Below are 25794 nucleotides of genomic sequence, written 5' to 3'. Positions count from 1 at the left end.
ACCTAGCAATTTTTGCCTCCATCATCTGGTGCATCTGGGGTCGTTCGGAAGACGACATCATGTTTTAGCTCAAGCGGGAGGGGTTCCTCTGCGAGCTAAGGCTACTCCTTGGCCTTAGGCTGGCAGGGGATCCCTCCTAGGTATGGCTTTTTGCCGACCTCAGGTGACGTTTCCCCTCACTCACTCAACCAACTGAGGGTCATACCAAGGCAGATACACAACCGCGGCCCGCGCCACGCAGCCACTCCTCCCCTTCACGGGAGACACCTAGCAATACCCCAAAACAAACGGAGCGAGGGATCTGTATAGATTACTGCCCCCTGCGCTTCCCTACTTCTAGAATTCAGCTAGGCACGCGCTGGTCCTATCTGGGGCGGCTGCTCTGACAGCGAATTAGCTTGCAGGAGTTATGGGCGTTACCAGCTTGCTCTCTCGCCGTCCCCTGCCTGGGGCAGAACAAACACCGGAGGGGTACTGCCTTTCCTGGCGGGGTGTGGCGGTGATGGGGGTACTCAATGTAACCCCCGACAGCTTTAGCGACGGCGGCCAGTGGGGATCCGTGGAAGCTGCCGTGCAGGCAGCCAGAGCCATGGCAGCGGCGGGGGCCTTGATTGTGGATATCGGCGGCGAGTCCACCCGTCCGGGGGCAGAGCCGGTACCGGTGGAGGTGGAATGCGACCGGGTTTTGCCCGTGATTCGGGCTCTAGAGGGATCCGGCATTCTCATCAGCGTCGATACACGGCGAACAGAGGTGGCTGCTGCTGCTCTGGCAGCGGGGGCACACATCATCAACGATGTCACCGGGCTGCGGGATCCCCAGATGATGCAGGTGTGTGCCGAGAAGGGGGTGCCAGCGGTCATCATGCACATGCGGGGAGAGCCGCGCACCATGCAGCAGCTCACCGACTACGACGACCTTGAGGGAGAAGTTTTTGGTTTTCTCAAGGACCAAGCGGAGCGGGCTCTGGCAGCCGGTGTGCCCAGTGTCATTTTGGATCCTGGCCTGGGCTTTGCCAAAACCGCCGAGCAGAACATTGCCCTCCTCAGAGCGCTGCCGCGGCTGGTGGCCTATGGCTACCCGGTGCTGGTGGGAGCCTCGCGCAAAAGTTTTGTTGGCCAGCTTGCCGGCATTGCTGTGCCTAGAGAGCGGGATAGCGCCAGCGTAGCCGTGCACCTCTTTGCCGCCAGCCGGGGCGCTACCCTGGTGCGGGTGCACAACGTCCCCGCTCATGTCTCGGCTCTGGCGGCCTGGGCAGGTCTCCACGATGAACCCAACTAGGCTGGTGCTGCGGGGTCTTAGCTTCCATGCCCACCACGGCTATCGTCCTGAGGAGGCCGTGTTGGGAGGGCGCTTTGTGGTGGATGTGGAGCTGCAGCTTGGTTGGGTTCCCCAAGCGGATGACCTGGCCCACACAGTGGACTACGCCCAGGTGTACGAGGCGGTGCGGGAAGAGGTAACCCAGCGACGCTACCGGCTGATCAAGACGTTGGCAGACCGGATTGCTGAGCGGCTGTGGCAAAGCTATCCCCAGGTGGAAGCCCTGACGGTGCGGGTGCACAAGCCACAGGCCCCCCTGCCCGGTTTGTTCGACGATGTCTACGTGGAGATTGTCCGCCACCGTTCTTCCAATAGCTAACCCTCGATGCAGCCCGACCTAGCCTACATTGCCCTGGGCAGCAACCTAGGGGATCCGCTGCAGCAATTGCGCTCGGCTGGGCAGAAGTTGCTCAGGTTGGGCCAGGTGGTGGCTCGCTCCAGCCTCTACCGCAGCCCCGCCCAAGGGGGGCCACCCGGCCAGCCCGACTACCTCAATGCTGTGGTGGCGTTGGATCCCTTTCCCCCTTACCAATCGCCCCTGGAGTTGCTGAGGGCGCTGCTGGCCATCGAGCAGGAGGCAGGGCGAGTGCGGCGCATCCGCTGGGAGGCCAGGACCCTGGACTTGGATCTGCTGGCAATGGGCAACCGGATCCTGAAGAGCCCTGAGCTAACCCTGCCCCACCCTCGCATGATGGAGCGCCCTTTTGTCCTGGCCCCGCTGTGCGAGATTGCTCCCCATTGGCGCCACCCCGAAACCGGCATAGCCGCAGCTGAGGCGCTGGCTGCCCTGGATAGCTCCTGGCTGGAGCGCACTGACCTAGGCTGGGATTGAGCTCTTTAGCGCAGCCGCCATTTTCGCCGCCAGATCCACCAGCCGCGAGGCATAGCCGTACTCGTTGTCGTACCAGGAGAGCACCTTCACCGTGCGATCCCCCAGCGTCATCGTCGACTCCAGATCCACAATCGAAGAATGGGGATCGCCGATGATATCGGCCGAGACAATGTGCGGCGGGGCAATGGCCAGGATACCGCGCATCGGCCCTTCTGCTGCCTCCACAAAGGCTTGGTTGACCGCCTCTTTGGTGATAGGCTGCTCGGTGCGCACGACAAAGTCCACAATCGAGCCGGTTAGGGTGGGCACCCGCAGCGCCAGGCCGTCCATCTTCCCTTTCAGGGCAGGCAAAACCTCGGCAACTGCCGTGGCTGCCCCAGTGGTGGAAGGCACAATCGACACCGCCGCCGAGCGGCCCCGGCGATAGTCCTTGGGATCCGGGCGATCCACAATGGCCTGGGTGGCGGTGTAAGCGTGGCAGGTGGTGAGAAAGCCCGTCTCGATGCCGAAGCGATCCAGCAAGACCTTGGCCAGCGGCGCCAGACAGTTGGTGGTGCAGGAGGCGTTGGAGACGATATGGTGCCGCTCTGGGTCGTACTGGTCGTCGTTAACCCCCATCACCACCGTCAGGTCGGCGCCTTTGGCAGGGGCGGAGATGATCACTTTCTTGGCGCCGGCTTCTAGGTGTTTGGCCGCCCCCTCCCGCTTGGTAAACAGGCCGGTGGACTCTATCACCAGGTCAACCCCGAGGTCTTTCCAGGGCAGTTGCGCCGGATCCCGTTCTGCCAGAACCCGGATCTTGTGGCTGCCGACTTGCAGGTGGCCATCCACAACGCTCACCGCCTGGGGCAGGCGCCCGTAGGCGGAGTCAAATTGCAGCAAGTAGGCCAAGTTCTCCGGCTCGGTGAGATCATTAACCGCCACCACCTCCAGCCCTCGCCCCGGCTGGGAGAGCAGCGCCCGCAAAAACGACCGGCCAATGCGGCCAAATCCGTTGATGGCTACCCGTGTGGTCATGGCAATCCTCCGGTATCAGTTCATGGTCATGGGTCGAGGGCTGCGGCGCAGGAGACGCCAACCCCTTAGGGATAGGTTAGAAGAAGAACGGGATCCGCCTTGCCTTTGCACTTCAGATCTCCAGATTTGGATCCCAACAGAGATTTGCGATTTAGGCTAACCCAGGAATTGCCGGTAGAGGAATTCAGATGAAGGTATTGCTGACCAACGATGATGGCATCGAGGCGGCGGGGCTGGCACACCTCAGACTGGCCCTCAGCGCTCTCGTTGCCGAGGAAAACTGCTGGATTGTGGCCCCCCACCAGCCGATTTCCGGCTGTAGCCACCAGGTAACGACGGGGCGGCCCTTTCGCGCCTGGGCCCGCGGCGAGCGCACCTTTGCCGTCGAGGGATCCCCTGCCGACTGTGTGCGGGTGGCCCTGTTTAAGCTCGCCCCTGCCGTGGATTGGGTGCTTTCTGGCATCAACGAGGGAGGGAATCTGGGATCGGATGTGTACTTGTCCGGCACGGTGGCGGCGGTGCGGGAGGCGGCGCTGCGTGGGATCGGAGGGATCGCCATTTCCCAGTATCGGGCAGGGAGCCAACCCATCGATTGGGAGCAGGCCCAGCGGTGGACGCGGGAGATCCTGGCCGAGCTGATGGAACAACCCCTGCCAGCCGGCTCCTTCTGGAATGTCAACTTGCCCCACCTGCCACCGGGATCCCCTTTGCCGGAGCGAGTTTACTGCCCCCTCTGCACGCAGCCGCTGCCACTCGATTACGCCGTAGAAGCAGAGGGGGAAGGCTTGGCATCGCTGTGGTTTCGCTACCAGGGGCGCTACGCAGAGCGAGCCCGCGATCCCCAGACCGATACCGATATCTGCTTCTCCGGTCGGATCGCCATCACCCAGGTGCACCTGTGCTCAGGAGCTCCCAGGTGAGGGGGTGAGGTTGCGGGCGATGGTTCTCAGCCGCTGCAGCCGCAGTGCCGTCAGGATATCGGTGGGATCCAGCTTGAGAACCTGCTCCAGGGCATCTGCTAGGTGTTGGGCTGCCTCTTGGCGGGTGTAGCCGCGGAACTGGGCGCGGCGCAAGGCAAACTCGTCGGCATCGAAATGGGCGCTCTCCCGATTCAGGTTTTGCCAGATCTGCCGCACCGAGAGCGCCGTGATGCCCCCCGCCAACAGGGCAGAAAACGGGTGCTGCAAAGAGAGCTCTGCCACGGTGGTGATGCCACCAAGCAAGGCCAGCGACTGGTAAAACCCCGGCTGTAGCCAGTTGCGGTTGTCGAACCAGCCCACCTCCCGCAAAAACAGCAGATCCCGCTGCGGCTGCGGGATCCCTTGCCAGCGGCGAAAATCGATGGCAATGATGCCCTGCGGCTGCCAAGGGGCCTTGCGGCGGGAGAACAACAGGGCCTCACCTCCCGAGTGGGGGACAACGCGGATCAAGGCCCGGAGAGAAGCGGGAAGCAGATCCCGCAAGCGTTCGATCTCTTCTTTTTGAAAGGTTTCCAAGGGTTTGAAGTCTGAGCGGCTGGTCATAGTTTTACCTGTAGAGGCACGGAGAGAGAGGATCCCACCTACCCCCCGGCAGCCTTGCGGCCCTGAACACCCCAGACCTGAAAAACCCTGCCAGGATTAGTCTACCGCATCTTCAGGTCGCCAGTAGCAGCCCCCCAGGGCAAAAAGCGCCAGCAAGTTTGCTTAGACTGAGAGGAAAAGTCTACGCCTCGATCCGAGCCAATGCCAGTTTTACCGGAACCCAGCGAACAGAGCGCCGGCAGCCCCCTTTACACCTATGCCTTCTTGCCGATGCCAGACGCGCCGCTTTGGCATTTCATTCAACAAACTCAAGGGATCCGCGGGCCGCTGCAGGTGTTTTCTCCCACAGGAGGCCGAATTGCCGCTGCTGTGGAGCCGATGCCGGATCCTGCGTCGCTGCAGGCTTCGGATGAGGTGCTGCTGCGTTCTGCCCTGCGCCACGACCAGGTGATCTGCCGGCTGTTTGCCCAGATGCCGCTGCTGCCCCTGCGCTTTGGCACCTGCTTTCTCTCAGCCGAAAAGCTGGGATCCCACCTATTGGCCCAGCAGGCGGAGTACGAACAGGCCCTCGCGGCCATCGGGGGAAGAGCCGAGTACTGCCTGAAAGGAAAACTGTCGCCCCAGCCCCCCCCGGATCCCCAACCCGCTCCCAGCGGCACAGCCTATCTGTTGGCCCGCAAACAAGCCTATCTCCAGCAACGACAGGCCCAAGAGCGGCAAGAACAGGAGCTGGCGGCCCTGCAGCAGCTTTGGCCTTCTACCTGGCCAGTGCAAAGAGGGGATCCGCAGCCGGGAGAAGTCCTGCGGCTTTACTTCTTGCTCACCCCTGCCGAACGGGAAACGGCAGCCCAGCTCGCCCAAACCTGGGTAGCAGCACACCCCCACTGGCAATTGGACTGGAGCGAGTCCCTGCCCCCCTATCACTTTGTGGGTGCCCTGCGGGATCCCTCCAGATGTACTCAGTAGTGCCCTAGCAAAAGGATCCCGTTTCGCGCGCCCGGAAACCCTGACCCAGCGAGGATGCAATGTTTTGGCTGTAATTTTTCAGGGTATTACTTACGGATTCTGGTGAGGGATTGGACTACACTACTATTTTTGAAAGTGACCTCCCGTCCCCTCAGCCGTCATGACCCTGGAAACATTTTTTACCCAGCTCAACGCCAACGGCTTAACGATTGCCATCCTGCTCTTTGCAGCTCCTTGGTTGGTTTGGGTTCTCTGCCACTGGATCCCAGGGCAGTGGGAAGAGCCTTTTTTGCTCAGCTTGAACATTGGCTTAGCAGCGGCAAGCCTTGTCCTCTGGGCCGGTTACTTGGCCTATGCCACCAACACGGCCGGCTGGCAGGCGGTGGTCAAGCAGGCGGATATGTTCTTGTTGCTGGTGCCTCCCTACTATTTCCTTAGCTCCATCTGGGTGGCACGGCAGCGCATGCCCCTCTCGCGGGTGCCGGCTTTCCGCACCTTGCAAGGGATCAGCATTTTGGCGGCGGTCTATCTCATCCTCTCTTGGCTCAGCCGCCGGGTCTATGTTGTCTTTTTCTCTTACCTACCCTTTTCGGCCTTTCTGTGGATCCTGGCGGGGTTGTTGGGGGTGGCCTATATTGGCTATCGCATCCTCTTTGGGAATCCGCCCCAGTACCCGCCCGAAAGCTGAGGGGCTGGCCGACAGGGACTAGAATTCGAAAGAAACCCTTTGCAACGGCAATGGTGACAGTCCCCCTGATTTCAGCCCTGAACATCGACTACCGGCCTTTGCAGGAGTTGTTAGCGGCGGGAGCTTGGCTGGAAGCGGATCGGCTGAGCCTGCAACTGCTGTGCCGGGCGGCGGGGGAGGGGGCGGCGCGGCGGGGCTGGCTGTACTTTTCCGAGGTGAGCCGGATCCCGGCAGAGGATCTGCGCACCATCGATGGCCTGTGGCGGGCGGCCTCCGGGGATCGCTTCGGCTACTCGGTGCAGCGGCAACTCTGGCTGGGGGTCAACCGCAACTGGGAGCGCCTCTGGCCGCTGATTGGCTGGAAGCAAGGCTACCACTGGACTCGCTATCCCGACGAGTTCACCTGGGATCTGTCCGCTCCCAAGGGCCACCTGCCCCTTTCCAACCAACTGCGGGGGGTGCGGGTGCTGGAGGAGCTGCTTACCCACAGAGCTTGGGAAGACCTATCCGGCTGAGCGTCTTTTGAATCTTATTGAATCTAAGTTGGATTGGACTGTGGCCGAGCAACTGCAACTGACCCAATTTCCCCACCTGCCCGGCGATCTGGCCCAAGCCTGCGAGCAGGCCATCCAGGCCACACGCCTGGCCCTGCAAGCGGGATACCGCCGCTTGCTCATCGAGATCCTGGCCCCCGACATCAAGCCGGAAGTCTTGGCTCGTCCATTTTTGGAGTTGGTGCCGCCACCGGCTTTGGTGTTGTTCAGCGATGCCGGCGGAGCGGCCCTGGCCCAGCGGGAATGGGGATCCCTCCCCGACGGGATCCAACTGCAGAGCCTGACTGCCCGCACCCAACCTACGCCAGAACAAAGTGTCCTGTTCGTGATGCCGGCGGTTTACAGCCTGGATCAGGTGGAGCGGGTTTGCCAGTTGGTGAGCGGCGGCGATCCCTCTGGGCTGGCGGCCAAAGGCCGGGATCCCAAGCCCGTCGTTCTCCTCAACCCGCAACTTCAGGATGCCGCCGCAGTGGGGGTGGGGTTGGCCGGGCGCCGGCTGCGGCAACGCTTCCTGAGCACCTTTGAGACCAGCTACTACCTGCGCTCGCTGGTAGAAGGAGCCCTGTTTCGCGCCTACCCGGATCCCTGGAGCGTGTGGCAGCAGGAAGAGCCCGGCCTCTACAGCGTCCTCAAAACCTTTAGGGCTCGGCCCAGCGGCGAAGAAGTGGCCGAGCTGTTCAGGGCCAGCAAGAGAGGGGATCCCTGGTGGAGCTGGCGGCGCTGGCTGGGCGGGATCCCATGATCGACCTGCAGCTTCAAGACTGGTGGTCGCGGCAACGGCTCACCCAGCTTAGCTACCCCAACCTATCTCTCAGCGGCGCAAGTGTGTCTTTGCGAGTCATTTTAGAGCCATTTAAAAACGTCGGCGCGATCTGGTATTCAAAGATTTATGGAGAGTATCAGGATAATGTTTTATTGCTGGCCTGCTCTCCAGATTTAGAAGGACTATCGGATCGTGTAAGATGCCTAGAACAGTCTCCTATTCAGAAACTTTGCCGAGAAAATTTTTCCAAACATTTTACTGAATATTTGCTAACTGATGCCGTCGCCTATGAATTAGAAATCCGATTTGAAGGCAAAGACTTTCTTGTTGTCGACCAAGAGAGGCTTGGAAATAGAGTTGTCCACCAAATCTACATTCACGACAACTGCTTTTTCAAACCCGTAGAGGACGATCTCCTAAGCAAGATTATCGGTTGCGTTCTTGAGCAACATAGCTTCTACTTAGGGCAGGAAATCGACTGGTCAGAGATCTCGGCGAGATTAACTGATCACTTGCTCACTTCGAGCAAAATCGAGATCCAAAGCGATCCCAAGAGGCAACATGTGTGGATCCCACAGCTAGAAGAAAAAAGTATCCTCTCGGATCCCTTTTTCAAAAAGCTTTCGGCCAGGGCACAGTGGTTATTGAAGGCAGATAAGCCCGTTTTAGAAAGAAAAAAGCCACTGCCTGAAGGGTTCGCCAGCATCTAATGCTTCTGATGATATTTTTGCCCCCTAGCTGCAGCACCTTCCCCAGGGCAGACTGCTCGTATCGCTGCTCCTATCGGAAAGGGACTGGGGGTGAGGGGAGAGACTGGAAGGGTCAGCGGCGCGACGCGCCAGGGCATTGTCTCAAACTACTCTGATATCGATCCCAAAGTTCCAATCCAGTTCCAATTTCGGTGATAGAATCACAACACGCTAGGAGTGTCTGGGGGCTGCCCCCAGGCTGAGATTACATCCTCAGAACCTGATCTGGGTCATACCAGCGTAGGAAAGCGAGTACCGGAGTTGACACCATGCGCAGCGAATGGGTTGCCCGCCGTCGTGGGCAAGCAAATGTTACGCAAATGCACTTTGCCCGGCAGGGCGTGATTACCGAAGAGATGGACTACGTGGCTCGGCGAGAGAACCTACCGCCGGAGCTGATCCGCTCAGAAGTGGCGCGGGGCCGCATGATCATCCCTGCCAATATCAATCACACCAACCTAGAGCCCATGTGCATCGGGATCGCCTCCCGCTGCAAAGTCAATGCTAATATTGGCGCCTCCCCCAGCTCCTCTGGATTAGCCGAAGAGCTGGAAAAGCTGAAATTGGCCATTAAATACGGCGCCGATACCGTTATGGATCTGTCCACCGGCGGCGGCGACTTGGACGAAATTCGCACGGCTATTATCCAAGCTTCTCCGGTGCCCATCGGCACGGTGCCCATCTACCAAGCTCTAGAAAGTGTCCATGGCAATGTCGAAAAACTCTCGGCAGAAGATATCTTGCACATCATCGAAAAGCAGGCCCAGCAAGGGGTGGACTACATGACCATCCATGCCGGGATCCTCATCGAATATCTGCCATTGGTGCGCAACCGTCTCACAGGAATTGTCTCTCGCGGAGGTGGGATCCTGGCCCGTTGGATGTTGGCCCACCACAAGCAAAACCCGCTCTACACCCACTTCCGCGACATCATCGAGATCTTCAAGAAATACGATGTTTCTTTTAGCCTGGGCGATGCTTTGCGGCCCGGATGTCTGCACGATGCTTCTGACGAGGCCCAGATGGCGGAGTTGAAAACCCTGGGGCAGTTGACCCGCATGGCCTGGGAGCACGATGTGCAGGTGATGGTGGAAGGGCCAGGGCACGTGCCGATGGATCAAATTGAGTTTAACGTGCGCAAGCAAATGGAGGAATGCGACGAGGCTCCTTTCTACGTTTTGGGGCCGCTGGTAACCGATATTGCCGCTGGCTACGACCACATCAGCTCTGCCATTGGGGCGGCCTTGGCCGGCTGGTACGGGGCGGCGATGCTCTGCTACGTAACTCCCAAAGAACACCTGGGCTTGCCCAATGCCGAGGATGTGCGCAACGGCCTCATTGCCTACAAAATTGCCGCCCACGCTGCCGATATTGCCCGCCACCGTCCTGGGGCCAGGGATCGAGATGACGAGATGTCCAGAGCCCGCTACAACTTTGATTGGAACCGACAATTTGAGTTGTCTTTAGACCCAGAGCGGGCGCGAGAATATCACGACGAGACCTTGCCGGCAGATATCTACAAAACGGCGGAGTTTTGCTCGATGTGTGGACCGAAGTTCTGCCCCATGCAGACCAAAATGGACGCAGAAGCGTTGAGCGAGCTGGAGCGATTCTTGGCCAAGCAGCCAACAGCTTAGGCATTAGCTTGCCCTGGGCCTCGAACGAAGTTGGAATCGACCTTGGTTCCATCCCTGCTCTCGGGGGAGTGGGGAGGGGCTCTCTCTGCAAGCTATGCTGGGTTATAGAGAAACCCTTGCGGTTGTCTCTGTGGAGGAGAGAGAAGAGCATGGCACTGAAGCAACTTGGACATGTTGCCGTCCGCGTAGAAGACATCTCTAAGGCAGTAGAGTTCTACGAAAAGTTGGGGATGGTCAACGTCTGGAAGGATCCCGACTGGGCCTATATGAAAGCCGGAGACGATGGGCTGGCACTCTTGGGGCCGGGCTACCGGGCGGCAGGGCCCCACTTTGGCTTTGTCTTCAGCAGCAGGGAGGAGCTGGAGGAGCAGCATCGGCGCTTGCAAGCCGCAGGGATCCCGGTAGGGGCCATTCACAGCCATCGGGATGGCACTGCCTCCTTCTATGGCAAGGATCCCGATGGCAACCTGTTTGAGTTTCTGTACGAGCCGCCAGGCACTTTTGACCAAGCCAAGGCCAAGACAGCCGAGGCAAGTGCTTGAGCTCTGAACTGCTATCGCGCACAAGCAAGCTAGGGGCCGTGGGCGTCCTTCTGTAGCCCTAAGCAATCTTGCTGAGCAGCCCAGCTGCCCAATCGAGAAGACGGTTCACTTCTTCTGAGGTTCTGGCTTCCGAGTAGAGCCTCAGCAGAGGTTCGGTGCCGCTGCCCCGGATCATCACCCAACTGCCGTCGGCAAGGCTAAACTTGTGGCCGTCGCGATCGAAATGCTTGATTACCTTTTGCCCCAGGATCTCAAGGGGGGGATCCGTCTGTAGCTGCTGGAAGAGCCGGGTTTGTTGACCTTGATCCGCCAGGTGCAGGTCGCGGCGTAGGTAAACTGAGGTGAACCCTTCCCGTTCTTGCAAAGCTCGGTAAAGGGCGCTCAGATCTTGCCCGGTTTCGGTGACGGCTTCGATCAAGTACAGGGCAGAGAGGAGGGCATCCCGCTCGGGGATGTGGCCCAGATAGCCGATGCCGCCCGATTCTTCTCCCCCCAGCAACACCGGTGTGCTCAGCATGCGCTCGGCGATGTACTTAAAGCCCACCGGCGTTTCCGTAACTGGCAGGCCATAGCGCTCGGCCACCTTCACGAATAGCTCCGAGCCGCTGATGGTTTTGACGATCTCGCCCCGCAGGCCGCGCCGCCCCGCCAAGTGGTCGATCAAGATGGGAATGAGGATCTGCGGGCTGAGAAAATGGCCTTGCCCATCGAGGGCAGCAATGCGGTCGGCATCGCCATCGAAGACCAGACCCATCTTTAACGGGGCGGGATCCGCTGCGATGATCTGGGCAGAGGTCTGCAGGTTTTGCGGCAGCGGCTCCGGTGGGAACCCGCCAAACAAGGGATCCCGACGTGCCTGCAATTCGATCACCTTCTCCCCCAACAGGCGGCTGAGGCCCCCGGCGCCAGAGCCAAACATGACATCCACCCAGATCTTGGCCGGGGATCCTTCGAGCTTCTCCAGATCCACAAAGCGGCTGAGCTGAGCCAGGTAGCCGGGCCAGGGATCCCAGGTTTCGATGGGGGCTGGGTTGGATGCGAGAGGTTGCAGGTGGTGCAGCTCCTGCTCGATGGCGGCGGTAACCTCCGGCGGCACGGAGCCGCCAAATCCGCCTTTGACCTTGAGGCCGGAATAGTGGGGCGGGTTGTGGCTGGCGGTGATCACCAAGGCGCCGTGGCAGCCGCGCTCTTTGGCCGCCCAGCTAAAGGCCGGTGTCGGGGCCACACAGGCAGAGAGATAAACCGGGATCCCCAGCCGCGCCACCACCTCGGCAGCGTGGGCAGCAAATTTTTCTGAGAGAAAGCGGTTGTCGTAGCCGATCAGGATCCCTGCCCCAGGATAGGTGCGGGCCAGCACCTGGGCGCTGGCCTGGGCGGCAATGCCCAAGTTCTGGAAGGTAAAGCCATCGGCGATCACGGCTCGCCAGCCGTCAGTGCCAAAACGAATGGAGTTCCCGGCCATGATTGCACCCAGATCCACCCCGACTACAGAGAAGGATAGCTTGGTAGCCCTGCACTTGAGGGCAGGGCGGAAAAGCCCGTAAGCAACTTTAGTGGCTCGCCAAGAGTTGCCACCAAGGCGTACCGTTCCCAGGCGAGCACCGACCGGTGGCAAGCGTCCGAACGTCTCAGCCAACCTGCAAAGACTTCGTCCCGCTGACGCCATCAGAAGAGTAAGCAGAACCTTGGGGCTTTGCCTCGAGGAACTGTCTGGGGGCGTCTTGACAGCGCCTTTACGAGGTCGTTGTTGAACTGCGTAAGAATCCCCTGCCTTTAGGCGGTGGGAGTGTCAAATAGCACGGCGGAGCCGCCACCCCACTCCCCCGTTTCAAAAACGGCAGCGGCTGGGTGGGGTCGCAAAAGCTGCGGAAACGGCTACAGTAACCTGGAAAGCGTTCCGCTCCTAATGAGCCATGACTCAGCAACTGACTCTCGACGGACTGGGATCTGGATCGGGTGGGGGATCCCGTCTAGGGCGAGTAATCGTAACCGATTTGCAGGGGGAGATGCAGCGCTCCTACCTGGAATATGCCATGAGCGTGATCGTGGGGCGGGCCTTGCCGGATGTGCGGGATGGCCTCAAGCCGGTGCATCGCCGCATCCTCTACGCCATGCACGAGCTGGGCCTGACGCCGGATCGCCCCTACCGCAAGTGCGCGCGCGTCGTGGGGGACGTGCTGGGGAAATATCACCCCCACGGGGATCAGGCGGTCTATGACGCGCTGGTGCGCATGGCACAAGACTTTTCCAGCCGCTACCCCCTGGTGGCGGGGCACGGCAACTTCGGCTCGGTGGACGACGACCCGCCGGCGGCCATGCGCTACACGGAGTGTCGGCTGGCGGAGCTGAGCCACACAGCCCTTCTGCAGGGGATCTCCGAAGCAATTGTGGACTTTATGCCCAATTTCGACGGCTCCCAGGCGGAGCCCACCGTCCTGCCGGCCCGCCTGCCCATCTTGCTGCTCAACGGCTCTGCTGGCATTGCCGTGGGCATGGCCACCAACATCCCGCCCCACAACCTGGGGGAAGTGGTGGACGGCCTGCTGGCTTTGATCGACGAGCCCGATCTCAGCCCTGAGGAGCTGTTGCGCTGGATCCCGGGGCCGGACTTTCCCACCGGCGGCCAAATTGTCGATGGCCAGGGGATCCGCGAGGCCTACCTCACCGGCCGCGGCTCCATCACCCTGCGGGGAGTGGCCCGCTTTGAGGAGATCCAGCCGGGCAGAGGACGCCACCGCCGGCCCGCCCTGATCATCAGCGAGTTTCCCTATCAGGTGAACAAGGCTGCCTGGCTCGAGAAGGTGGCCGAGCTGGTCGCCCAAGACCGTCTCAGCGGCATCGCAGATTTGCGGGATGAGTCGGATCGCAGCGGCATGCGCGTGGTGGTGGAGCTGAAGCGGGAGGCCAACCCGCAGGCGGTTTTGCAGCAGTTGTACAAGCTCACCCCCTTGCAGAGCACCTTTGGGGTGATCCTGTTGGCCTTGGTGGAGGGAAAACCCCAGCAGCTCAGCTTGAAGCAGATTTTGCAGCACTTTTTGCAATTTCGCGAGGCCACTCTCAAGCGGATGTTTCGCGCCGAACTGCAGCAGGTACAGCGCAAAGCCGAAGAGGTGGCGGGGATGGTGCTGGCCCTGGCCGATCTGGAAGGGGTAATCGACCTGCTGCGGCAAGCGCCCGATAGCGCCACGGCCAAAGCCCAGCTGCAAACCCGCTTGGGCTGCACCTCCCAGCAGGCGGAGACGATCTTGGCCATGCCCCTGCGCCGCCTGACAACCTTGGAGCGGGAGCGCCTCTATCAAGAGCAAGCCGAGCTGCAGGCCCGCATCGCCGAGCTGCAGGGACTGCTGCAAGATCGCCGCAAGCTCTTGAATTACCTGAAAAAAGAGCTGCGACACTTGAAAAAAACCTTTGCGGATCCCCGGCGCACCCAGATTCTCTCGGCCTCGGAACTGGAAGCGGAGGCGGCCCAGATCCCCGGCGGCGAAGCCGGCGAAGACAGCCGCTTTCTGCTGCAACTCACCCGCAAAGGCTACGTGCGCCGCCTGCCTCTGCCTGGGCCTCGCTCCCGCAGCAACCCGGCGCAGCGGGAATTGGGAGAAGATACCCTGGTCAGCCTGGAATGCGTGACCCCAGAGCAGGCAATCTTGGTGCTCACCGCCAGCGGCAGGGCTTTCACCGTGCCCATCGAAGGGATCCCCCTCAGCACCGGCTCCTCGCGGGGGGTGCCTCTGGTCACCCTTCTCCCCAACCCCGAGCCGATTGTTGCCGCCTTCCCGTTGGATCCCGTTCGCGTCAGCGGTGCGGAGCACTCTCCCGGCGAGGCCAGCTTGGTGGTGCTCAGCCGGCAGGGGCGGATCAAGCGGGTGGCCTTGGCGGAGCTGGTGGGCCTCAGCCAACGGGGAGCCGCCGTCTTGAAGCTCAAAGAAGGAGACGAGCTGGGCTGGGCGGCCCTTTGGCATCCCGGCCACCAAGGCTACAGCGTTGTCCTGGCCACCTCCGGCGGGCGGGTGCTGCGGCTGGACGCCGAACAGATCCCCTTGATGGGTCGGGCAGCTATGGGATCCCCAGCTCTACGTTTGGGGCGCACAGAACAGATCGTCGGTATGGCGCTGCTGCCCCCGCAAGGGATCTTAGTTTTGGCCAGCCGGTCGGGGTATTTGAAGCGGCTACCCCTGGGCGAGATCCCCATCCTGGAGCAGGGTAAAGTGGGCGTGTCGGCCTTTCACTTCTCCAACAAAGGGGATGGCTTGGTGGGCTTGGTGGGTTTTCCCCCCGATCTGGCGGCGCACCCCCATCTGCAAGTGGATGTGATCGCGGAGTCCGAGCGGGTACACTCCTTCTCTCCTGAGGAAATTCCCCTGCAAGGCCGGTCCGGCGGCGGATCCCTGTTGGTCAAGGGGGAGCAGGTTAGGGAGTTGCGCCTGTTTTGGCCGCAGTGGCTGCCGGAGGGCGGGATTGGATAGCTCTGGAGCTTTTGGGGGAAAGCAGAAGTCTGGATCGCTAGGACAGAGAGCCATCCCCAGGCGAGGCAGAATCAGGCGGCTGGGAGCCGGGATCCGGCGCTTCGGGATGGCGGACAGGCTTAGGGAGAGTGCCACCTGACTTAAGAACCAGGCAGCGCACAGTTTGGTGCAGTTCCTCCAGCAAAATGCCGATGGCGGAGCGGAAGTCCCGGTGGTCATCCCGCATTTGCTCCAAAATGGCGCGGATGACTTCCTTACAGTCCTTCAGGATGTGCTGCTGCTGGGCGATGATCTGCACCAGCTCGCTCTGTTCCTTGAGCAACTCTCGCAAACAGGTACGCAGCTCGTCCACCTGGTTTTGCCAAAGGGCTTGCCCCTCTCGCAACTCCATGACGCTGGTGCGCAAATCGGCGGTGGCATCGCGCAGGGCTTCGCTGTGGCGCCGCTCGGCCTCCAGTTGGCGTTGCTGCTCCTGCTGCTGTTGGCGCAGCTCGGAATTGGCCCTTAGGTTGGCTTCCGCCACTCTGAGCAATCGATCCAAGCAGGCCTCGGCGAGAGCCCAGCGCTCCTCCGGCAAGGAAGATCGGCCTCGGCTAGCCCGCCTGCGGAAATATCTTACGGTCACTGCACCTCGTACCTGTGGCAAGGACATTAGACTAGGCGTACACTCGAGCGAGGGAGTTTGTCCCAGCAAGTTGTCCATCGATCATACCGCTTTTCCCAACCCCCCCTGCAATTTGGGCGCGAAAAACCGTCTGAGCAGCTTCTGGGCCGCAGGGATCCATCCATCTGGCAGAGCACCCCTTGAGTTAGAAACAGCGGCCCAGCACCGCAGCCCAAGGAGCGAGGCTGCCTCTTTCCAGGGATCCCCGAAGTCCCTCTAGGATGAAGAAAGTTTGCAGAGAGGAAAGCCATGCTTTCACTAGCCAATCAGGTGGTGCTGATTACCGGCGCTTCTGCCGGCATTGGCAAGGCCGTCGCCCTGGAAGCGGCCAAACGCGGGGCCCGCTTGGTGCTGGCGGCCCGCCGGGAGGAGCTGCTACAAAACGTCAAGGACTTGGTGGAGAAGCAGGGGACAGAAGCGCTGGTGGTGCCCACCGACATGGCCGATACAGCCCAGGTGGAGGCGCTGGCCCAAAAGGCCCTGGATCGCTTTGGCCGGGTGGACATCCTGGTGAACAACGCCGGCTACGGCCAAATGGGACCGGTGGAAGAGGTGGATGTGGCGGCGATGCGGCGGCAGTTCGAGGTGAATGTGTTTGGTCTGCACGCCCTCACCCGCGCCCTCTTGCCCCAAATGCGGGAGCGGGGCAGCGGCCGCATCCTCAACCTCAGCTCCGTGGCCGGCCAGATGTCGATGCCTTTCAGTGGGGTTTACAGCGCCACCAAGTTCGCCGTGGAGGCCCTCAGCGACGCCCTGCGGGTGGAAGTGGCCCCTTTTGGCATCAAGGTTATCGTGATCGAGCCAGGGCCGGTGGCCACCGAGTTTGGCCGCGTGGCCGAAGAGACCTTTGCTGCTGTTGTCAATCCCAACGGCCCCTACAAAGCGATCTTGGACAAGGCTGCCGAGCTGGCCAGCTCGTTCCACAAAATGGCCTGGCCGGTGGAGAAGGTGGTGGAGCCGATCCTGAGAGCCATGACGGATCCCCACCCTTCCGACCGCTACACCGCTTTTACGGGCGGCAAGCTGGCGCTGGGGCTGATGCGGTTGCTGCCCGCCCCTCTGGCCGACCAAATGTGGCGGCGCGTCTACGGCCTGGATGCCCTGGGATCCCCCAAATCGGCCTAGTCGCCGATTGCAGGGATCCCTTCCCAGCGCAATTCCGGGCATTTCGTGCGGCAGGGTTGTATCTTGGGGGAGCGACAGGTTAAGTTTGTTGAAGGACTTTTAATAACCAGGTGTTCCCCTTCCCCATGAACAAACCTCTATCTCCCCAGCGCTGGCTAATTGCCCTCATGCTGGGCTTTTGTCTCTGGCAGGGATCCGGCCTAGCTCCTGCCCACGCCGCTCTGGCCTCTGCCCTCACCTATGACCGCTTCTTGCGCTATGTCGAGGAGGGTCGCGTTACCGATGTGCGCCTCCTCGATAACAACCTGGTAGCCGAAGTGACGGCTGTTGACCCACAAACGCAGCATTCCACCCGCTACCGGGTCAACCTGCTGCCCAACACCGTGCCGCAACTGGTGGATCGCCTGACCGAGCAGGGGATCGAGGTGGCTGTAGTGCCCACCCGCGATGGCAGCGCCTTCTGGGCGATCTTGGGCAACCTGGTCATCCCGGTGCTGCTGCTGGGGGGGTTGTTCTTGTTCCTGCGCCGCGCTGGCGGAGGAGCAGGCGGTCCTGGACAGGCGATGAACTTCGGCAAGTCGCGGGCCCGCTTCCAGATGGAAGCCAAAACCGGCGTCAAGTTTGACGATGTAGCCGGGATCGAGGAGGCCAAAGAAGAGCTGCAAGAGGTGGTTACCTTCCTGAAGAAGCCGGAGCGCTTCACTGCCGTAGGGGCCAAGATCCCCAAAGGCGTGCTGTTGGTGGGGCCGCCGGGGACGGGTAAGACCCTCTTGGCCAAAGCCATTGCTGGCGAGGCGGGAGTGCCTTTTTTCAGCCTCTCTGGCTCCGAGTTCGTGGAGATGTTCGTCGGCGTGGGGGCCTCGCGGGTGCGGGATCTCTTTAAGAAGGCCAAGGAGAATGCTCCCTGCATCGTCTTCATCGACGAGATCGACGCGGTGGGCCGGCAGCGGGGAGCGGGCATTGGCGGCGGCAACGACGAGCGCGAGCAAACCCTGAACCAGTTGCTTACGGAAATGGATGGGTTTGAGGGCAACTCAGGGGTAATTGTTATTGCCGCAACCAACCGCCCGGATGTGCTGGATGCGGCGCTCCTACGGCCTGGACGCTTCGACCGCCAGATCACCGTGGATCGGCCCAGCTTCAAGGGGCGCTACGAGATCTTGCGCGTGCATGCCCGCAACAAGAAGCTGGCAGAAGAGGTCAGCCTGGAGGCCATTGCCCGCCGCACCCCTGGCTTTGCCGGCGCCGATCTGGCCAACCTGCTCAACGAGGCGGCCATCCTGGCGGCCCGCCGTCAGCACAAAGCCATCACCAACCAGGACATCGACGACGCCATCGACCGCATCACCATTGGCCTGACCAAGCCGCCGCTATTAGACGGCAAAAGCAAGCGCCTCATCGCCTACCACGAGTGCGGCCATGCTCTGTTGATGACCCTCTTGCCCCATGCGGATCCCTTGAACAAGGTAACGATCATCCCCCGTTCCGGAGGTGCCGGCGGCTTTGCCCAGCAACTGCCCAACGAGGAGCAGATCGACTCCGGCATGTACAGCCGCGCCTGGCTGTTGGATCGGGTGGTGGTCGGTTTTGGCGGTCGGGCGGCGGAGGAGATCGTCTTTGGCTACTCGGAAGTGACGACGGGGGCCAGCAACGACCTGCAGCAAAACACCAACCTGGTGCGGCAAATGGTGACCCGCTTTGGCATGTCCGAGCTGGGGCCCCTGATGTGGGATCCGCCCAACAACGAAATCTTTTTGGGCGGCGGCTGGATGAACCGCGTCGAGTACTCCGAAGATGTGGCGGCTAAGATCGATCGGCAGGTGCGGCAAATCCTGGAAAGCTGCTACCAGAAAGCCAAGCAGATCCTGCTCGAGCACCGCGCCCTGCTGGATCGTCTGGCCGACACCTTGGTGGAACGGGAAACCCTAGATGGGGACGAGTTTCGGGCCATTGTGGCAGAATACGTGCCCATCCCCGAGAAGATCGGCTTGCCCAGCCCGAAGACGGCTTGAGGGATCCCCTCTCGCTGCGGGATTGATTAACCTGGGAGGGTGGTTGTTGGGGCCGGCGCCCGGCAACTGCCCTTTTGTTTTGCGGCTGTCGTCAGGTTGTGTCATGCTCTCTTCTCTCTCTGCCTTGCCGGTTCACCTCTACTGCTGCCTGAGCTGTGGTCAGGAAGGGCTGAACCTGCCACCGGGACGTGAGCCGGGAGCCGCGGCGGATCGGGTTTACTGTCCCCGTTGCGGCCAGATCTACCCCATCACCGCCTTTGGAGCGGTGGATTTTTTGGCCGCCGCGCGGGACTTGCCGCTCACTCCCGCTCAGGCCATTGCCCATCTGCCCGGGTTTGCCTGGGGCTACGATCGCCTCTGGCGGCCTTGGGCGCTGTCGCTGTTGTCGGGGGAGCGTTTCGGCAGCGAGCGGGAAGGCCAATTGCTGGCGGAACTGGTGGGGGAGGCAGATCCCGTCTTGGATTTGGGCACGGCAGGGGGGTACTGGAGCCGCCTCCTCTTGGCCAGGGATCCGCAGCGGACGGTGATCGGCCTAGACAACGCGACGGGAGTGCTGGCGGAGGCAGCCCAGCAGGCCCAGCCCCACTGGCAGCGCTACAGCCTGGTGCGAGCCCGGGCGGAGCAGCTTCCCCTGGCCTCTGGAGCCTTTGGGGCGGTGATCAGCGGCGCCACCCTGAACGAGGTGCCGTTGGATCCCTGTCTGCGGGAAGTGGCCCGTGTTTTGAAACCGGGAGGGGTGTTTGTCTCGATGCACAGCCAGCAGGTGCAGGGATGGGGGCAGAGGGTGCAGCAGTTGCTGGAGGCGACCGGCCTTCGCTTTTTCTCCGCAGACCAGTTGCGCTGGCACTTTGCCCAGGTGGGGTTGCGCTTGGAGCGCTATCTCAGCTTCGGCTGGGTGGCTTTTGTGCAGGCAGTGCGCCTCTAGGGGATCCACTCCAGGCCAACGCCAAAGCTGGATTCCCGCGCCAAGGTGGAGTGGCGCAGGCTGTAGCGGGCAGCAAGACGAAGGGAAGGGCTAATGGCGTAGGCGGCGGTGATCTCCGCTAGGGTGGCCTGTCCTTCTTCCGGCTCCTGCGGGGCCACCCAAGTGTAGCTGCCAGTCAAGTCGGCGGCTCCGGGAGCCAGGGCCAAAACAACAAAGGCCCCATAGCTCACCCCGCTGAGGCGGCGGTTTTTTTCTTCCAAGGCTCGATAGCCCAGTTGGGGGGCCAGGTTCAAGCGGGAGCCCATAGGGGCGAGAAAGTAGCGCACCTCTGACCCGTACTGGCGGATTTCTGGGTTCTCAGAAGATTGGCGATAGTCGCCGCTGAGGGTGAGGCGATCTCCCAGGCGCAAGTCCTGCAGGCTGATTCGCCACTCAGAAGCCGACTCGAAACCCGCCTGCAAACGGGTGGGCAAGACGGGAGTATTGCGGATTTCTTCCAGGAGATTGGGCGGACTTTGCAGCCAGCGGCGCAACACGGGGCTATCCTCCACAATTTGGCTATCCAGCCCCAGATCTAAAACGCCTGAGAGCGCGGTTGGCCGCGGATCTGCTTCCTTGCGGCCCGCTTGGGTCGAATGGGCCCAGGCCGGCCATGCTGGCATCAGCCCAGCCCCAAGGAGCAGCATACCCAAGCAAAGTCCTTTGCCAGATTGCCCTACCACCTGCAACCCCCGCCCCTCCCGTCCTTAACTGTAGCTGCTTCCAATAGGAGCTTTCACGCCAGCTCGCGGGCGCCGCGGCTCTCAGCAGCGTAGGATGACACCCCAAGGACGGTTCAACAATGGCAAGGCAAAGACTAGCGGTTTCGGCTGTTGGCCATGACTCGCAGCCGCTGGGCCAGGTTTTGCAGTTGCCGCTCAAATTGCAGATTTTCCCGCTGCAACTGGCTAACTTTTTCACAGCTATAGAGAACGGTGGTGTGATCTTTCCCGCCAAAGTAATCGCCAATTTTGGGCAAGCTAAGATTGGTATGGTGACGCATCAAAAACATGGCAATTTGCCGCGCCTGGCTGATGTCCCGCTTGCGAGAGGATCCCAATAAGCTTTCTCGGTCGACGCCGAATTCTTCACAGACCACGTCAATAATCATGTCGGGCGTGATCTCCTTGGGCTCGCTGGGGGGGTTGAGAATGGGCTGAATCGTCTCCACACTCATCGGCAGGCCAGAAATGGAGACGTAGGCAACGGCACGGATGAGGGCGCCCTCCAGCTCGCGAATGTTGCTGGTGTAGGTGGTAGCAATGTATTCGATCACCTCAGGCGGTAGGATCATCCCCTCGTACTCGGCTTTTTTCTTGAGAATGGCCATGCGGGTCTCGATGTCCGGCGGCTGAATTTCCGCAATCAAGCCCATCGAAAACCGAGAACAGAGCCGCTCCTGCAGCCGAGGGATGAGGTGAGGGGAGCGGTCGGCAGCTAGCACGATCTGTTTGCCCGACTCGTGCAACGTATTAAAGGTGTGGAAAAACTCCTCTTGGGTGTACTCTTTGCCTTCGATAAATTGAATGTCGTCCACCAATAAAATATCCACATCTCGATAGTGCTCCCGGAAAGACTGCATGCTGTCTCGCCGGATGGCATCGATTAAATCGTTGGTAAAGCGCTCGGTGGACACGTAAAAGACCTTGGCCCGCGGATTCGCCTCCAGTTGGTAGTGGCCGATGGCCTGCATCAGGTGGGTTTTGCCCAGCCCTACCCCGCCGCAGAGAAACAAGGGATTGTAGGCCCGCCCAGGCTTGTCGGCCACGGCCAGAGCCGCTGCATGGGCCATGCGGTTGTTGGGGCCGACCACAAACCGCGAGAAGGAATACTTGGGGTTGAGATCCGGGGCTCGCATGGGCAGGCTGCCGCTCACCTCCAGCCCCAAGGGGGCGGAAGCAGGAAAACTGCCGGCCTTGCGGGAGGTTGAGGCCACAGCCGTTGAAGGAGCTTCTTCCTCGACCAAAGCCTGGGGAGCGACGGAAAACTCCACTTGCAAAGGGATTCCGGCCACCCGCTGCACCACCTCGGTGATGGTGGAGGCGTAGTGCTTTTGCAGCCAGCCCCGCGCCCATTCGCTAGGAGTGGAGATGGTGAGGCGGTTGTCCACCAAGGATTCAGCTCGCGCCGTCTTGATCCAAGCCTCAAAAGTTGGACGGCTGAGCTGCACCTGTAGATGCCCCAAAGCTTCGTCCCAGAGTCGATCTAGGGAGATGTCCACACCACACACCCAAAGCGACACAGCCAAAGCCCAGCAAAGACAGGGGCGCCAACCCGGTGCCTCTGCTCTCTCGACTGGGATTGTAGGATCCCCAATTTAGCTGCTCGGCGTGAGGCGGCCAATCTAGCGATTTTCCGTCGAGTCTGCTACGATAAAGCTTTGCTAATTGTCTGCCGGTGAACTGGGCTTCTCCCTCGCCAGTCGCAGCAGGCCTTGTTGACAGGATGAGTTGGTCTCCACCATGACTCAGCGTACCCTTCGTGGCACCAATCGCAGACGCATTCGCGTCTCTGGGTTTCGGGCCAGGATGCGCACGGCAAGCGGGCGGCAGGTCTTGCGGCGGCGGCGGGCCAAGGGGCGTTATCGCCTGGCGGTTTCTTAAGGGTTAGCAGAGCCGATCCCATCTCAAACTCTTGGGGTGTCGGCGTCCAAGACGGGTTGACTCCTGCCTGGGATTCCCTTTCAGTGCCCAATGCTGCCTGCTCCTTATCGCTTGCGAGATCGGCGAGCTTTCCAGGCGCTTTACCAGGCGGGGCAGCGCCGTTCCGGTGCAGGCTTGATCCTTTTGTTTCAGCCGATGCCGGCGGGGTGCGAAGGGATCCCCAGCCAGGTGGGGCTGGTGATCGGGAAAAAGGTGAGCAAATCTGCTGTCAAGCGGAATCGGCTGCGACGCCGGTTGCGAGAAATCTTGCGGCCCCTGTGCCCAAACCTGAAACCCGGATACCGGCTACTGCTCATCTCCAAGCCCAACCTGCTCACCTATAAGTGGCCAGAGCTACAGGCAGAGGTGCATCGTCTTTTGCAAAAGGCCGATCTGCTCGTCAGCCCGAGCCCAGATCCTGAGCCTTCTTAGAAGCTGGGCAGGCTGCGCTACACGTGCTAGCCTGGTGCCATCATCTGCTGCTGGCTGCGCTAGATATGGGGCGGGATGTACATCAAGCGGATCGAGCTGACCCGATTTAAGTCCTTTGGCAGCACGACCTCGCTGCCCCTGTTGCCGGGTTTTACGGTCATCTCCGGCCCCAACGGCTCCGGCAAGTCCAACATCCTGGATGGGATCCTGTTCGCGCTGGGGCTATCGTCCTCGCGGGGGATGCGGGCAGAGAGGCTTTCGGATCTGGTGCATTCTGGCAGCCTCAGCAGCAACCGGCGGGTAGAGACCCACGTCGCCGTCACCTTCGATCTGGGGCCGGGAGAAGACGGCCAGCCGAGAGAATGGAAAGTCAGCCGTCGGCTGCGGGTCAGCCCCGGCAAGGGAGAGGATCCCGATTCCCTGCCCTACACCAGCACCTTCTACATCAACGATGTGCCCTGCACCTTGAGCGAGCTGCACGAGCAACTGGAGGCGATGCACATCTACCCCAACGGCTACAACGTGGTCCTGCAGGGGGATGTTACCAGCATCATCTCCATGAACTCCAAGGAGCGGCGGCAGATCCTCGACGAATTGGCGGGGGTGGCCACCTTCGACCGCAAGATCGCCCAGGCCAACGCCAAGCTGGAGGTGGTGCGCGAACAAATTGAGCGCTTCCGGCTCATCGAGCAGGAATGGCAAGCCCAAGGAGAGCGGCTGCTCAGGGAAAGCGAAAAGGCGCAGCAGTACCAGCAGTTGCGGCTGCAGTGGCAAACGCTGGAGCGACAGCAACGGGTGTTGCTTTGGCGGCATTTGCAAGCCCAAGTGGAAGCAACCCAGGCAGCCATTCGGCAGCTTCTGGAGGCTCAGGAGCAAGCCACTGCTCAGGTGCAGACCTTGAGCGAGCAGTTACAGCAGGCGGAAGCCGCCCTGAGCGAGCTGCAAAGCCGCATCCACGCCCTCGGAGAGGAAGAATACCTGCACCTGCAAGCCCAGATCGCTGCCGCCGAAGTGCAACGGCAACAGCTCAGCCAACAGATCGCCGCCTGGCAGCAGGAAATCGAGCAAACGCAGCGCCTGCAGCAGGAGCGCCAAACCCAACAGCAGCACCTGCAGGCAGAGCTGGAACGCCTGCAAAGCCAACAGGAGCAACTGGCCCAGGCCCAGGGATCCCTGCAAGCCCAGGTGCAGAAAGCCCAAATCAGCCTAGAACAAAGCCGCGAACAACTGCGGGCCCTGGCCCAATCTGCCGAGGCCTGGGTCAAGCAGCAGCGCTACCTCACCCGCCACCTGGAAGAGATCCGCGCCGAACAAGAGCCTTTGCAACAGGAGCAAATTCGCCTGCAAGAGCGCCAACGGCAACTGGCGCGACAAGTCCAAGACACCCAAACTGAGATCGCCCAGATTGAAGAATGGCTGGGATCCCACCTGGCCCTCACCGCCGAGCTGGAACAGGCCTGCCGACAGTCGGAAGCCCAGGTGCAGGCCCTGGCGCAAGAGCTGGCGCAACTGCAAGCCAACCTGGAGCTGGATCGCGCCACCCACGAGCGGCTGGCCGCCGAGTTCCACGCCAAGCAGCGGCAACTGGACAAGTGGGAGACCCGCCGCCAACTGCTGCAAGAATCCCAGGGATCCCGCGCCACCCAGGCCATCCTGAGCGCCCGCCTGCCGGGGGTTTTGGGATTGGTGGCCCAGTTGGGGCAGGTGGATCCCCAGTATCAACTGGCGCTGGAGATTGCGGCAGGCAACCGACTGCACTTTGTGGTGGTGGAAGATGAAAGCGTCGCCGTCAGCGCGATCAACCTCTTAAAGCGGGAAAAACTGGGGCGCGCCACCTTTTTGCCCCTCAACAAATTGCAGCCCGCCCGCCCGCCCGCCCCCCTCAACTTAAACGGTCTGATCGACTACGCCATCCGCCTGGTGCACTTTGAAGAGCGCTACCGAGATGTTTTTGGCTTTGTGTTCGGCTCCACCCTGGTTTTCCAGAGCCTGGAGCTGGCCCGGCCCTACATCGGCCAGCACCGCATGGTCACCCTGGAAGGGGAGCTGCTGGAAACCTCGGGAGCCATCACTGGCGGCACCGGCCCCCAACGAGCTGGGATCCATTTTTCTGCGGGCGAACACTCGGAAGGGGAAGCCCTGCGCGCCCGCCTGGCCAATCTGGAAGCGCTGCTGGCCGCCCTCGCCCCTCGCCTCCAAGCCGCCCAAGCCCGCGAAAAACAACTGGCCCAGGCCCTGCTCCTGGCCCGCCAGGACGCCCTGCAAGCCCAGCAATACCTGGAGCGGCACCAGGCCGACTGCCAAAACCAGCAGGCCCGCCTGCAACACCTGCAGGGATCCCTGGCGCAATGGCAAAGCGAAAGCCAGCAGATCCAAGAGCGGCTGCACCAGATTCAACTCCGCTGGGATCCCTTGCAACAGCGCCTGGCCGATCTCGCCCGCAAGCTCAGCCAACTGGAGGGATCCCCGGTCAACCAGCACTGGCAGCAACTGCAGCAGGCGGTACAGCAGCAGGAGAGCCACCTGGCGGAGCTGCAACACCACCTGGCCCACCTGGAGCGACAGCAGCAGGAGAACCTCAGCCAGCAACACCTGAAGCAGGCCCAGATCCAGCACCACCAGGAGCGCCTGCAAGAGGGCGAACGGCGTCAGGCCCAACTTCAAGAGCAAATCGCCCAGGCCCAGGCCACTCTCGCCCACATCCAGCAGCACATTGCCGAGCAACGGCAACAGATGGGCCAGATCGAAGCCCGCCTCGCCCACCTGCGCCAAGAGCGGGAGCGGCAAGAATTTCAACTGCGCGCCCAACAGCAGCAGCTCCAACGCCTGGAATGGGAACGCTACCACGCCCTCACCCAACAGCAGGAAAAAGAGGCCATCCTTGCCCACCTGCAAGCCCAACT

The 25794-nt window shown here is 61.3% G+C and carries 24 protein-coding genes and 1 riboswitch; of the genes, 18 read left to right on the top strand and 6 right to left on the bottom strand.

Annotated features, from left to right (window positions below):
- Positions 1–409: 409 nt before the first annotated feature.
- From folP to folK, 3 genes are read left to right on the top strand one after another with little or no spacing between them, the layout of a single operon-like run.
- Complete coding sequence (gene folP, locus NW848_RS14940; protein ID WP_414402528.1) at positions 410–1279, top strand: dihydropteroate synthase; 870 nt, start codon at positions 410–412, stop codon at positions 1277–1279.
- Positions 1266–1637 (top strand): dihydroneopterin aldolase, encoded by a 372-nt coding sequence (gene folB, locus NW848_RS14935; protein ID WP_414402527.1) that lies wholly within the window; start codon positions 1266–1268, stop codon positions 1635–1637. The genes folP and folB overlap by 14 nt, the downstream gene beginning before the upstream one ends.
- Before the next feature lie 6 nt (positions 1638–1643).
- Positions 1644–2150, top strand: coding sequence for a 2-amino-4-hydroxy-6-hydroxymethyldihydropteridine diphosphokinase (gene folK / locus NW848_RS14930; protein WP_011428945.1), 507 nt, complete (start codon positions 1644–1646; stop codon positions 2148–2150).
- On the opposite strand, the gene gap is transcribed toward folK, so the two are convergent.
- Positions 2136–3167 (bottom strand): type I glyceraldehyde-3-phosphate dehydrogenase, encoded by a 1032-nt coding sequence (gap, locus tag NW848_RS14925; protein ID WP_414402526.1) that lies wholly within the window; start codon positions 3165–3167, stop codon positions 2136–2138. The genes folK and gap overlap by 15 nt on opposite strands.
- 188 nt (positions 3168–3355) lie before the next feature.
- Here gap and surE point away from each other — a divergent pair, with 188 nt between their 5' ends.
- On the top strand, positions 3356–4087 hold the full coding sequence (gene surE / locus NW848_RS14920; protein ID WP_011428943.1) for a 5'/3'-nucleotidase SurE: 732 nt from the start codon (positions 3356–3358) through the stop codon (positions 4085–4087).
- On the opposite strand, the gene NW848_RS14915 is transcribed toward surE, so the two are convergent.
- Positions 4070–4690 (bottom strand): DUF3318 domain-containing protein, encoded by a 621-nt coding sequence (locus NW848_RS14915; RefSeq protein WP_011428942.1) that lies wholly within the window; start codon positions 4688–4690, stop codon positions 4070–4072. The genes surE and NW848_RS14915 overlap by 18 nt on opposite strands.
- Before the next feature lie 201 nt (positions 4691–4891).
- Between NW848_RS14915 and NW848_RS14910 the strand changes: the two genes are divergently transcribed.
- The 7 genes from NW848_RS14910 (at position 4892) to NW848_RS14880 (ending at position 10589) form a co-directional block, all read left to right on the top strand.
- Entirely contained in the window at positions 4892–5656 is a 765-nt protein-coding gene (locus tag NW848_RS14910) for a GvpL/GvpF family gas vesicle protein (RefSeq protein WP_099812645.1), read from the top strand.
- Positions 5657–5816: 160 nt separating this feature from the next.
- Positions 5817–6344 carry a hypothetical protein gene (locus tag NW848_RS14905; protein WP_011428940.1) on the top strand — a complete coding sequence of 176 codons (528 nt, stop codon included), beginning with the start codon at positions 5817–5819 and terminating at the stop codon, positions 6342–6344.
- Positions 6345–6394: 50 nt separating this feature from the next.
- Entirely contained in the window at positions 6395–6859 is a 465-nt protein-coding gene (locus tag NW848_RS14900) for a GUN4 domain-containing protein (RefSeq protein ID WP_011428939.1), read from the top strand.
- Positions 6860–6899: 40 nt separating this feature from the next.
- A complete protein-coding gene (locus NW848_RS14895) occupies positions 6900–7640 on the top strand; it encodes a DUF1995 family protein (RefSeq protein ID WP_011428938.1) in 741 nt (246 codons plus the stop codon).
- Positions 7604–8371: a hypothetical protein gene (locus tag NW848_RS14890; RefSeq protein WP_041438007.1), complete on the top strand. Its 768-nt coding sequence runs from the start codon at positions 7604–7606 to the stop codon at positions 8369–8371. The genes NW848_RS14895 and NW848_RS14890 overlap by 37 nt, the downstream gene beginning before the upstream one ends.
- 202 nt (positions 8372–8573) lie before the next feature.
- Positions 8574–8674: riboswitch (TPP riboswitch) on the top strand.
- Positions 8675–8679: 5 nt separating this feature from the next.
- Positions 8680–10047: a phosphomethylpyrimidine synthase ThiC gene (gene thiC / locus NW848_RS14885; protein WP_011428936.1), complete on the top strand. Its 1368-nt coding sequence runs from the start codon at positions 8680–8682 to the stop codon at positions 10045–10047.
- A 149-nt stretch (positions 10048–10196) separates the two neighbouring features.
- Positions 10197–10589, top strand: a complete 393-nt coding sequence (locus NW848_RS14880; protein WP_011428935.1) for a VOC family protein — start codon at positions 10197–10199, stop codon at positions 10587–10589.
- Between the two features lie 58 nt (positions 10590–10647).
- On the opposite strand, the gene NW848_RS14875 is transcribed toward NW848_RS14880, so the two are convergent.
- Positions 10648–12051, bottom strand: a complete 1404-nt coding sequence (locus NW848_RS14875; protein ID WP_414402525.1) for a phosphoglucomutase/phosphomannomutase family protein — start codon at positions 12049–12051, stop codon at positions 10648–10650.
- Between the two features lie 451 nt (positions 12052–12502).
- Between NW848_RS14875 and NW848_RS14870 the strand changes: the two genes are divergently transcribed.
- On the top strand, positions 12503–15052 hold the full coding sequence (locus NW848_RS14870; protein WP_011428933.1) for a DNA topoisomerase (ATP-hydrolyzing) subunit A: 2550 nt from the start codon (positions 12503–12505) through the stop codon (positions 15050–15052).
- 37 nt (positions 15053–15089) lie between these two features.
- On the opposite strand, the gene NW848_RS14865 is transcribed toward NW848_RS14870, so the two are convergent.
- Entirely contained in the window at positions 15090–15575 is a 486-nt protein-coding gene (locus NW848_RS14865; protein ID WP_240527883.1) for a hypothetical protein, read from the bottom strand.
- Positions 15576–15965: 390 nt separating this feature from the next.
- Here NW848_RS14865 and NW848_RS14860 point away from each other — a divergent pair, with 390 nt between their 5' ends.
- The 3 genes from NW848_RS14860 to NW848_RS14850 all read left to right on the top strand — a co-directional run bounded on the left by NW848_RS14860 (position 15966) and on the right by NW848_RS14850 (position 19778).
- Complete coding sequence (locus tag NW848_RS14860) at positions 15966–16841, top strand: SDR family NAD(P)-dependent oxidoreductase (protein WP_414402523.1); 876 nt, start codon at positions 15966–15968, stop codon at positions 16839–16841.
- Positions 16842–16966: 125 nt separating this feature from the next.
- Positions 16967–18853, top strand: a complete 1887-nt coding sequence (gene ftsH, locus NW848_RS14855; RefSeq protein WP_414402522.1) for an ATP-dependent zinc metalloprotease FtsH — start codon at positions 16967–16969, stop codon at positions 18851–18853.
- A 103-nt stretch (positions 18854–18956) separates the two neighbouring features.
- A complete protein-coding gene (locus NW848_RS14850; protein ID WP_414402521.1) occupies positions 18957–19778 on the top strand; it encodes a class I SAM-dependent methyltransferase in 822 nt (273 codons plus the stop codon).
- On the opposite strand, the gene NW848_RS14845 is transcribed toward NW848_RS14850, so the two are convergent.
- The gene (locus NW848_RS14845) at positions 19775–20464 is read right to left on the bottom strand and encodes a hypothetical protein (protein WP_011428927.1); all 690 of its coding nucleotides are present in this window, start codon (positions 20462–20464) and stop codon (positions 19775–19777) included. The genes NW848_RS14850 and NW848_RS14845 overlap by 4 nt on opposite strands.
- A gap of 170 nt (positions 20465–20634) precedes the next feature.
- Positions 20635–22038: a chromosomal replication initiator protein DnaA gene (gene dnaA / locus NW848_RS14840; RefSeq protein WP_011428926.1), complete on the bottom strand. Its 1404-nt coding sequence runs from the start codon at positions 22036–22038 to the stop codon at positions 20635–20637.
- Between the two features lie 241 nt (positions 22039–22279).
- Between dnaA and rpmH the strand changes: the two genes are divergently transcribed.
- The 3 genes from rpmH to smc all read left to right on the top strand — a co-directional run.
- Entirely contained in the window at positions 22280–22420 is a 141-nt protein-coding gene (rpmH, locus tag NW848_RS14835; RefSeq protein ID WP_011431673.1) for a 50S ribosomal protein L34, read from the top strand.
- A 90-nt stretch (positions 22421–22510) separates the two neighbouring features.
- Positions 22511–22891 carry a ribonuclease P protein component gene (rnpA, locus tag NW848_RS14830; RefSeq protein WP_011431672.1) on the top strand — a complete coding sequence of 127 codons (381 nt, stop codon included), beginning with the start codon at positions 22511–22513 and terminating at the stop codon, positions 22889–22891.
- A 75-nt stretch (positions 22892–22966) separates the two neighbouring features.
- On the top strand, positions 22967–25794 hold a 2828-nt coding region (smc, locus tag NW848_RS14825; protein WP_414511348.1), incomplete at its 3' end, for a chromosome segregation protein SMC.

This window comes from Synechococcus sp. RC10A2, from assembly GCF_047502605.1.
Note: the sequence above shows the minus strand (reverse complement) of the source record. Positions and strands in the feature narration are given on the sequence as shown.

Excerpts from the sequence above, each read along its gene's own strand:
- folP (WP_414402528.1), top strand. The coding sequence starts at position 410 with ATGGGCGTTACCAGCTTGCTCTCTCGCCGTCCCCTGCCTGGGGCAGAA.
- folB (WP_414402527.1), top strand. The coding sequence starts at position 1,266 with ATGAACCCAACTAGGCTGGTGCTGCGGGGTCTTAGCTTCCATGCCCAC.
- folK (WP_011428945.1), top strand. The coding sequence starts at position 1,644 with ATGCAGCCCGACCTAGCCTACATTGCCCTGGGCAGCAACCTAGGGGAT.
- gap (WP_414402526.1), bottom strand. The coding sequence starts at position 3,167 with ATGACCACACGGGTAGCCATCAACGGATTTGGCCGCATTGGCCGGTCG.
- surE (WP_011428943.1), top strand. The coding sequence starts at position 3,356 with ATGAAGGTATTGCTGACCAACGATGATGGCATCGAGGCGGCGGGGCTG.
- NW848_RS14915 (WP_011428942.1), bottom strand. The coding sequence starts at position 4,690 with ATGACCAGCCGCTCAGACTTCAAACCCTTGGAAACCTTTCAAAAAGAA.
- NW848_RS14910 (WP_099812645.1), top strand. The coding sequence starts at position 4,892 with ATGCCAGTTTTACCGGAACCCAGCGAACAGAGCGCCGGCAGCCCCCTT.
- NW848_RS14905 (WP_011428940.1), top strand. The coding sequence starts at position 5,817 with ATGACCCTGGAAACATTTTTTACCCAGCTCAACGCCAACGGCTTAACG.
- NW848_RS14900 (WP_011428939.1), top strand. The coding sequence starts at position 6,395 with ATGGTGACAGTCCCCCTGATTTCAGCCCTGAACATCGACTACCGGCCT.
- thiC (WP_011428936.1), top strand. The coding sequence starts at position 8,680 with ATGCGCAGCGAATGGGTTGCCCGCCGTCGTGGGCAAGCAAATGTTACG.
- NW848_RS14880 (WP_011428935.1), top strand. The coding sequence starts at position 10,197 with ATGGCACTGAAGCAACTTGGACATGTTGCCGTCCGCGTAGAAGACATC.
- NW848_RS14875 (WP_414402525.1), bottom strand. The coding sequence starts at position 12,051 with ATGGCCGGGAACTCCATTCGTTTTGGCACTGACGGCTGGCGAGCCGTG.
- NW848_RS14870 (WP_011428933.1), top strand. The coding sequence starts at position 12,503 with ATGACTCAGCAACTGACTCTCGACGGACTGGGATCTGGATCGGGTGGG.
- NW848_RS14860 (WP_414402523.1), top strand. The coding sequence starts at position 15,966 with ATGCTTTCACTAGCCAATCAGGTGGTGCTGATTACCGGCGCTTCTGCC.
- ftsH (WP_414402522.1), top strand. The coding sequence starts at position 16,967 with ATGAACAAACCTCTATCTCCCCAGCGCTGGCTAATTGCCCTCATGCTG.
- NW848_RS14850 (WP_414402521.1), top strand. The coding sequence starts at position 18,957 with ATGCTCTCTTCTCTCTCTGCCTTGCCGGTTCACCTCTACTGCTGCCTG.
- NW848_RS14845 (WP_011428927.1), bottom strand. The coding sequence starts at position 20,464 with ATGCTGCTCCTTGGGGCTGGGCTGATGCCAGCATGGCCGGCCTGGGCC.
- rpmH (WP_011431673.1), top strand. The coding sequence starts at position 22,280 with ATGACTCAGCGTACCCTTCGTGGCACCAATCGCAGACGCATTCGCGTC.
- rnpA (WP_011431672.1), top strand. The coding sequence starts at position 22,511 with ATGCTGCCTGCTCCTTATCGCTTGCGAGATCGGCGAGCTTTCCAGGCG.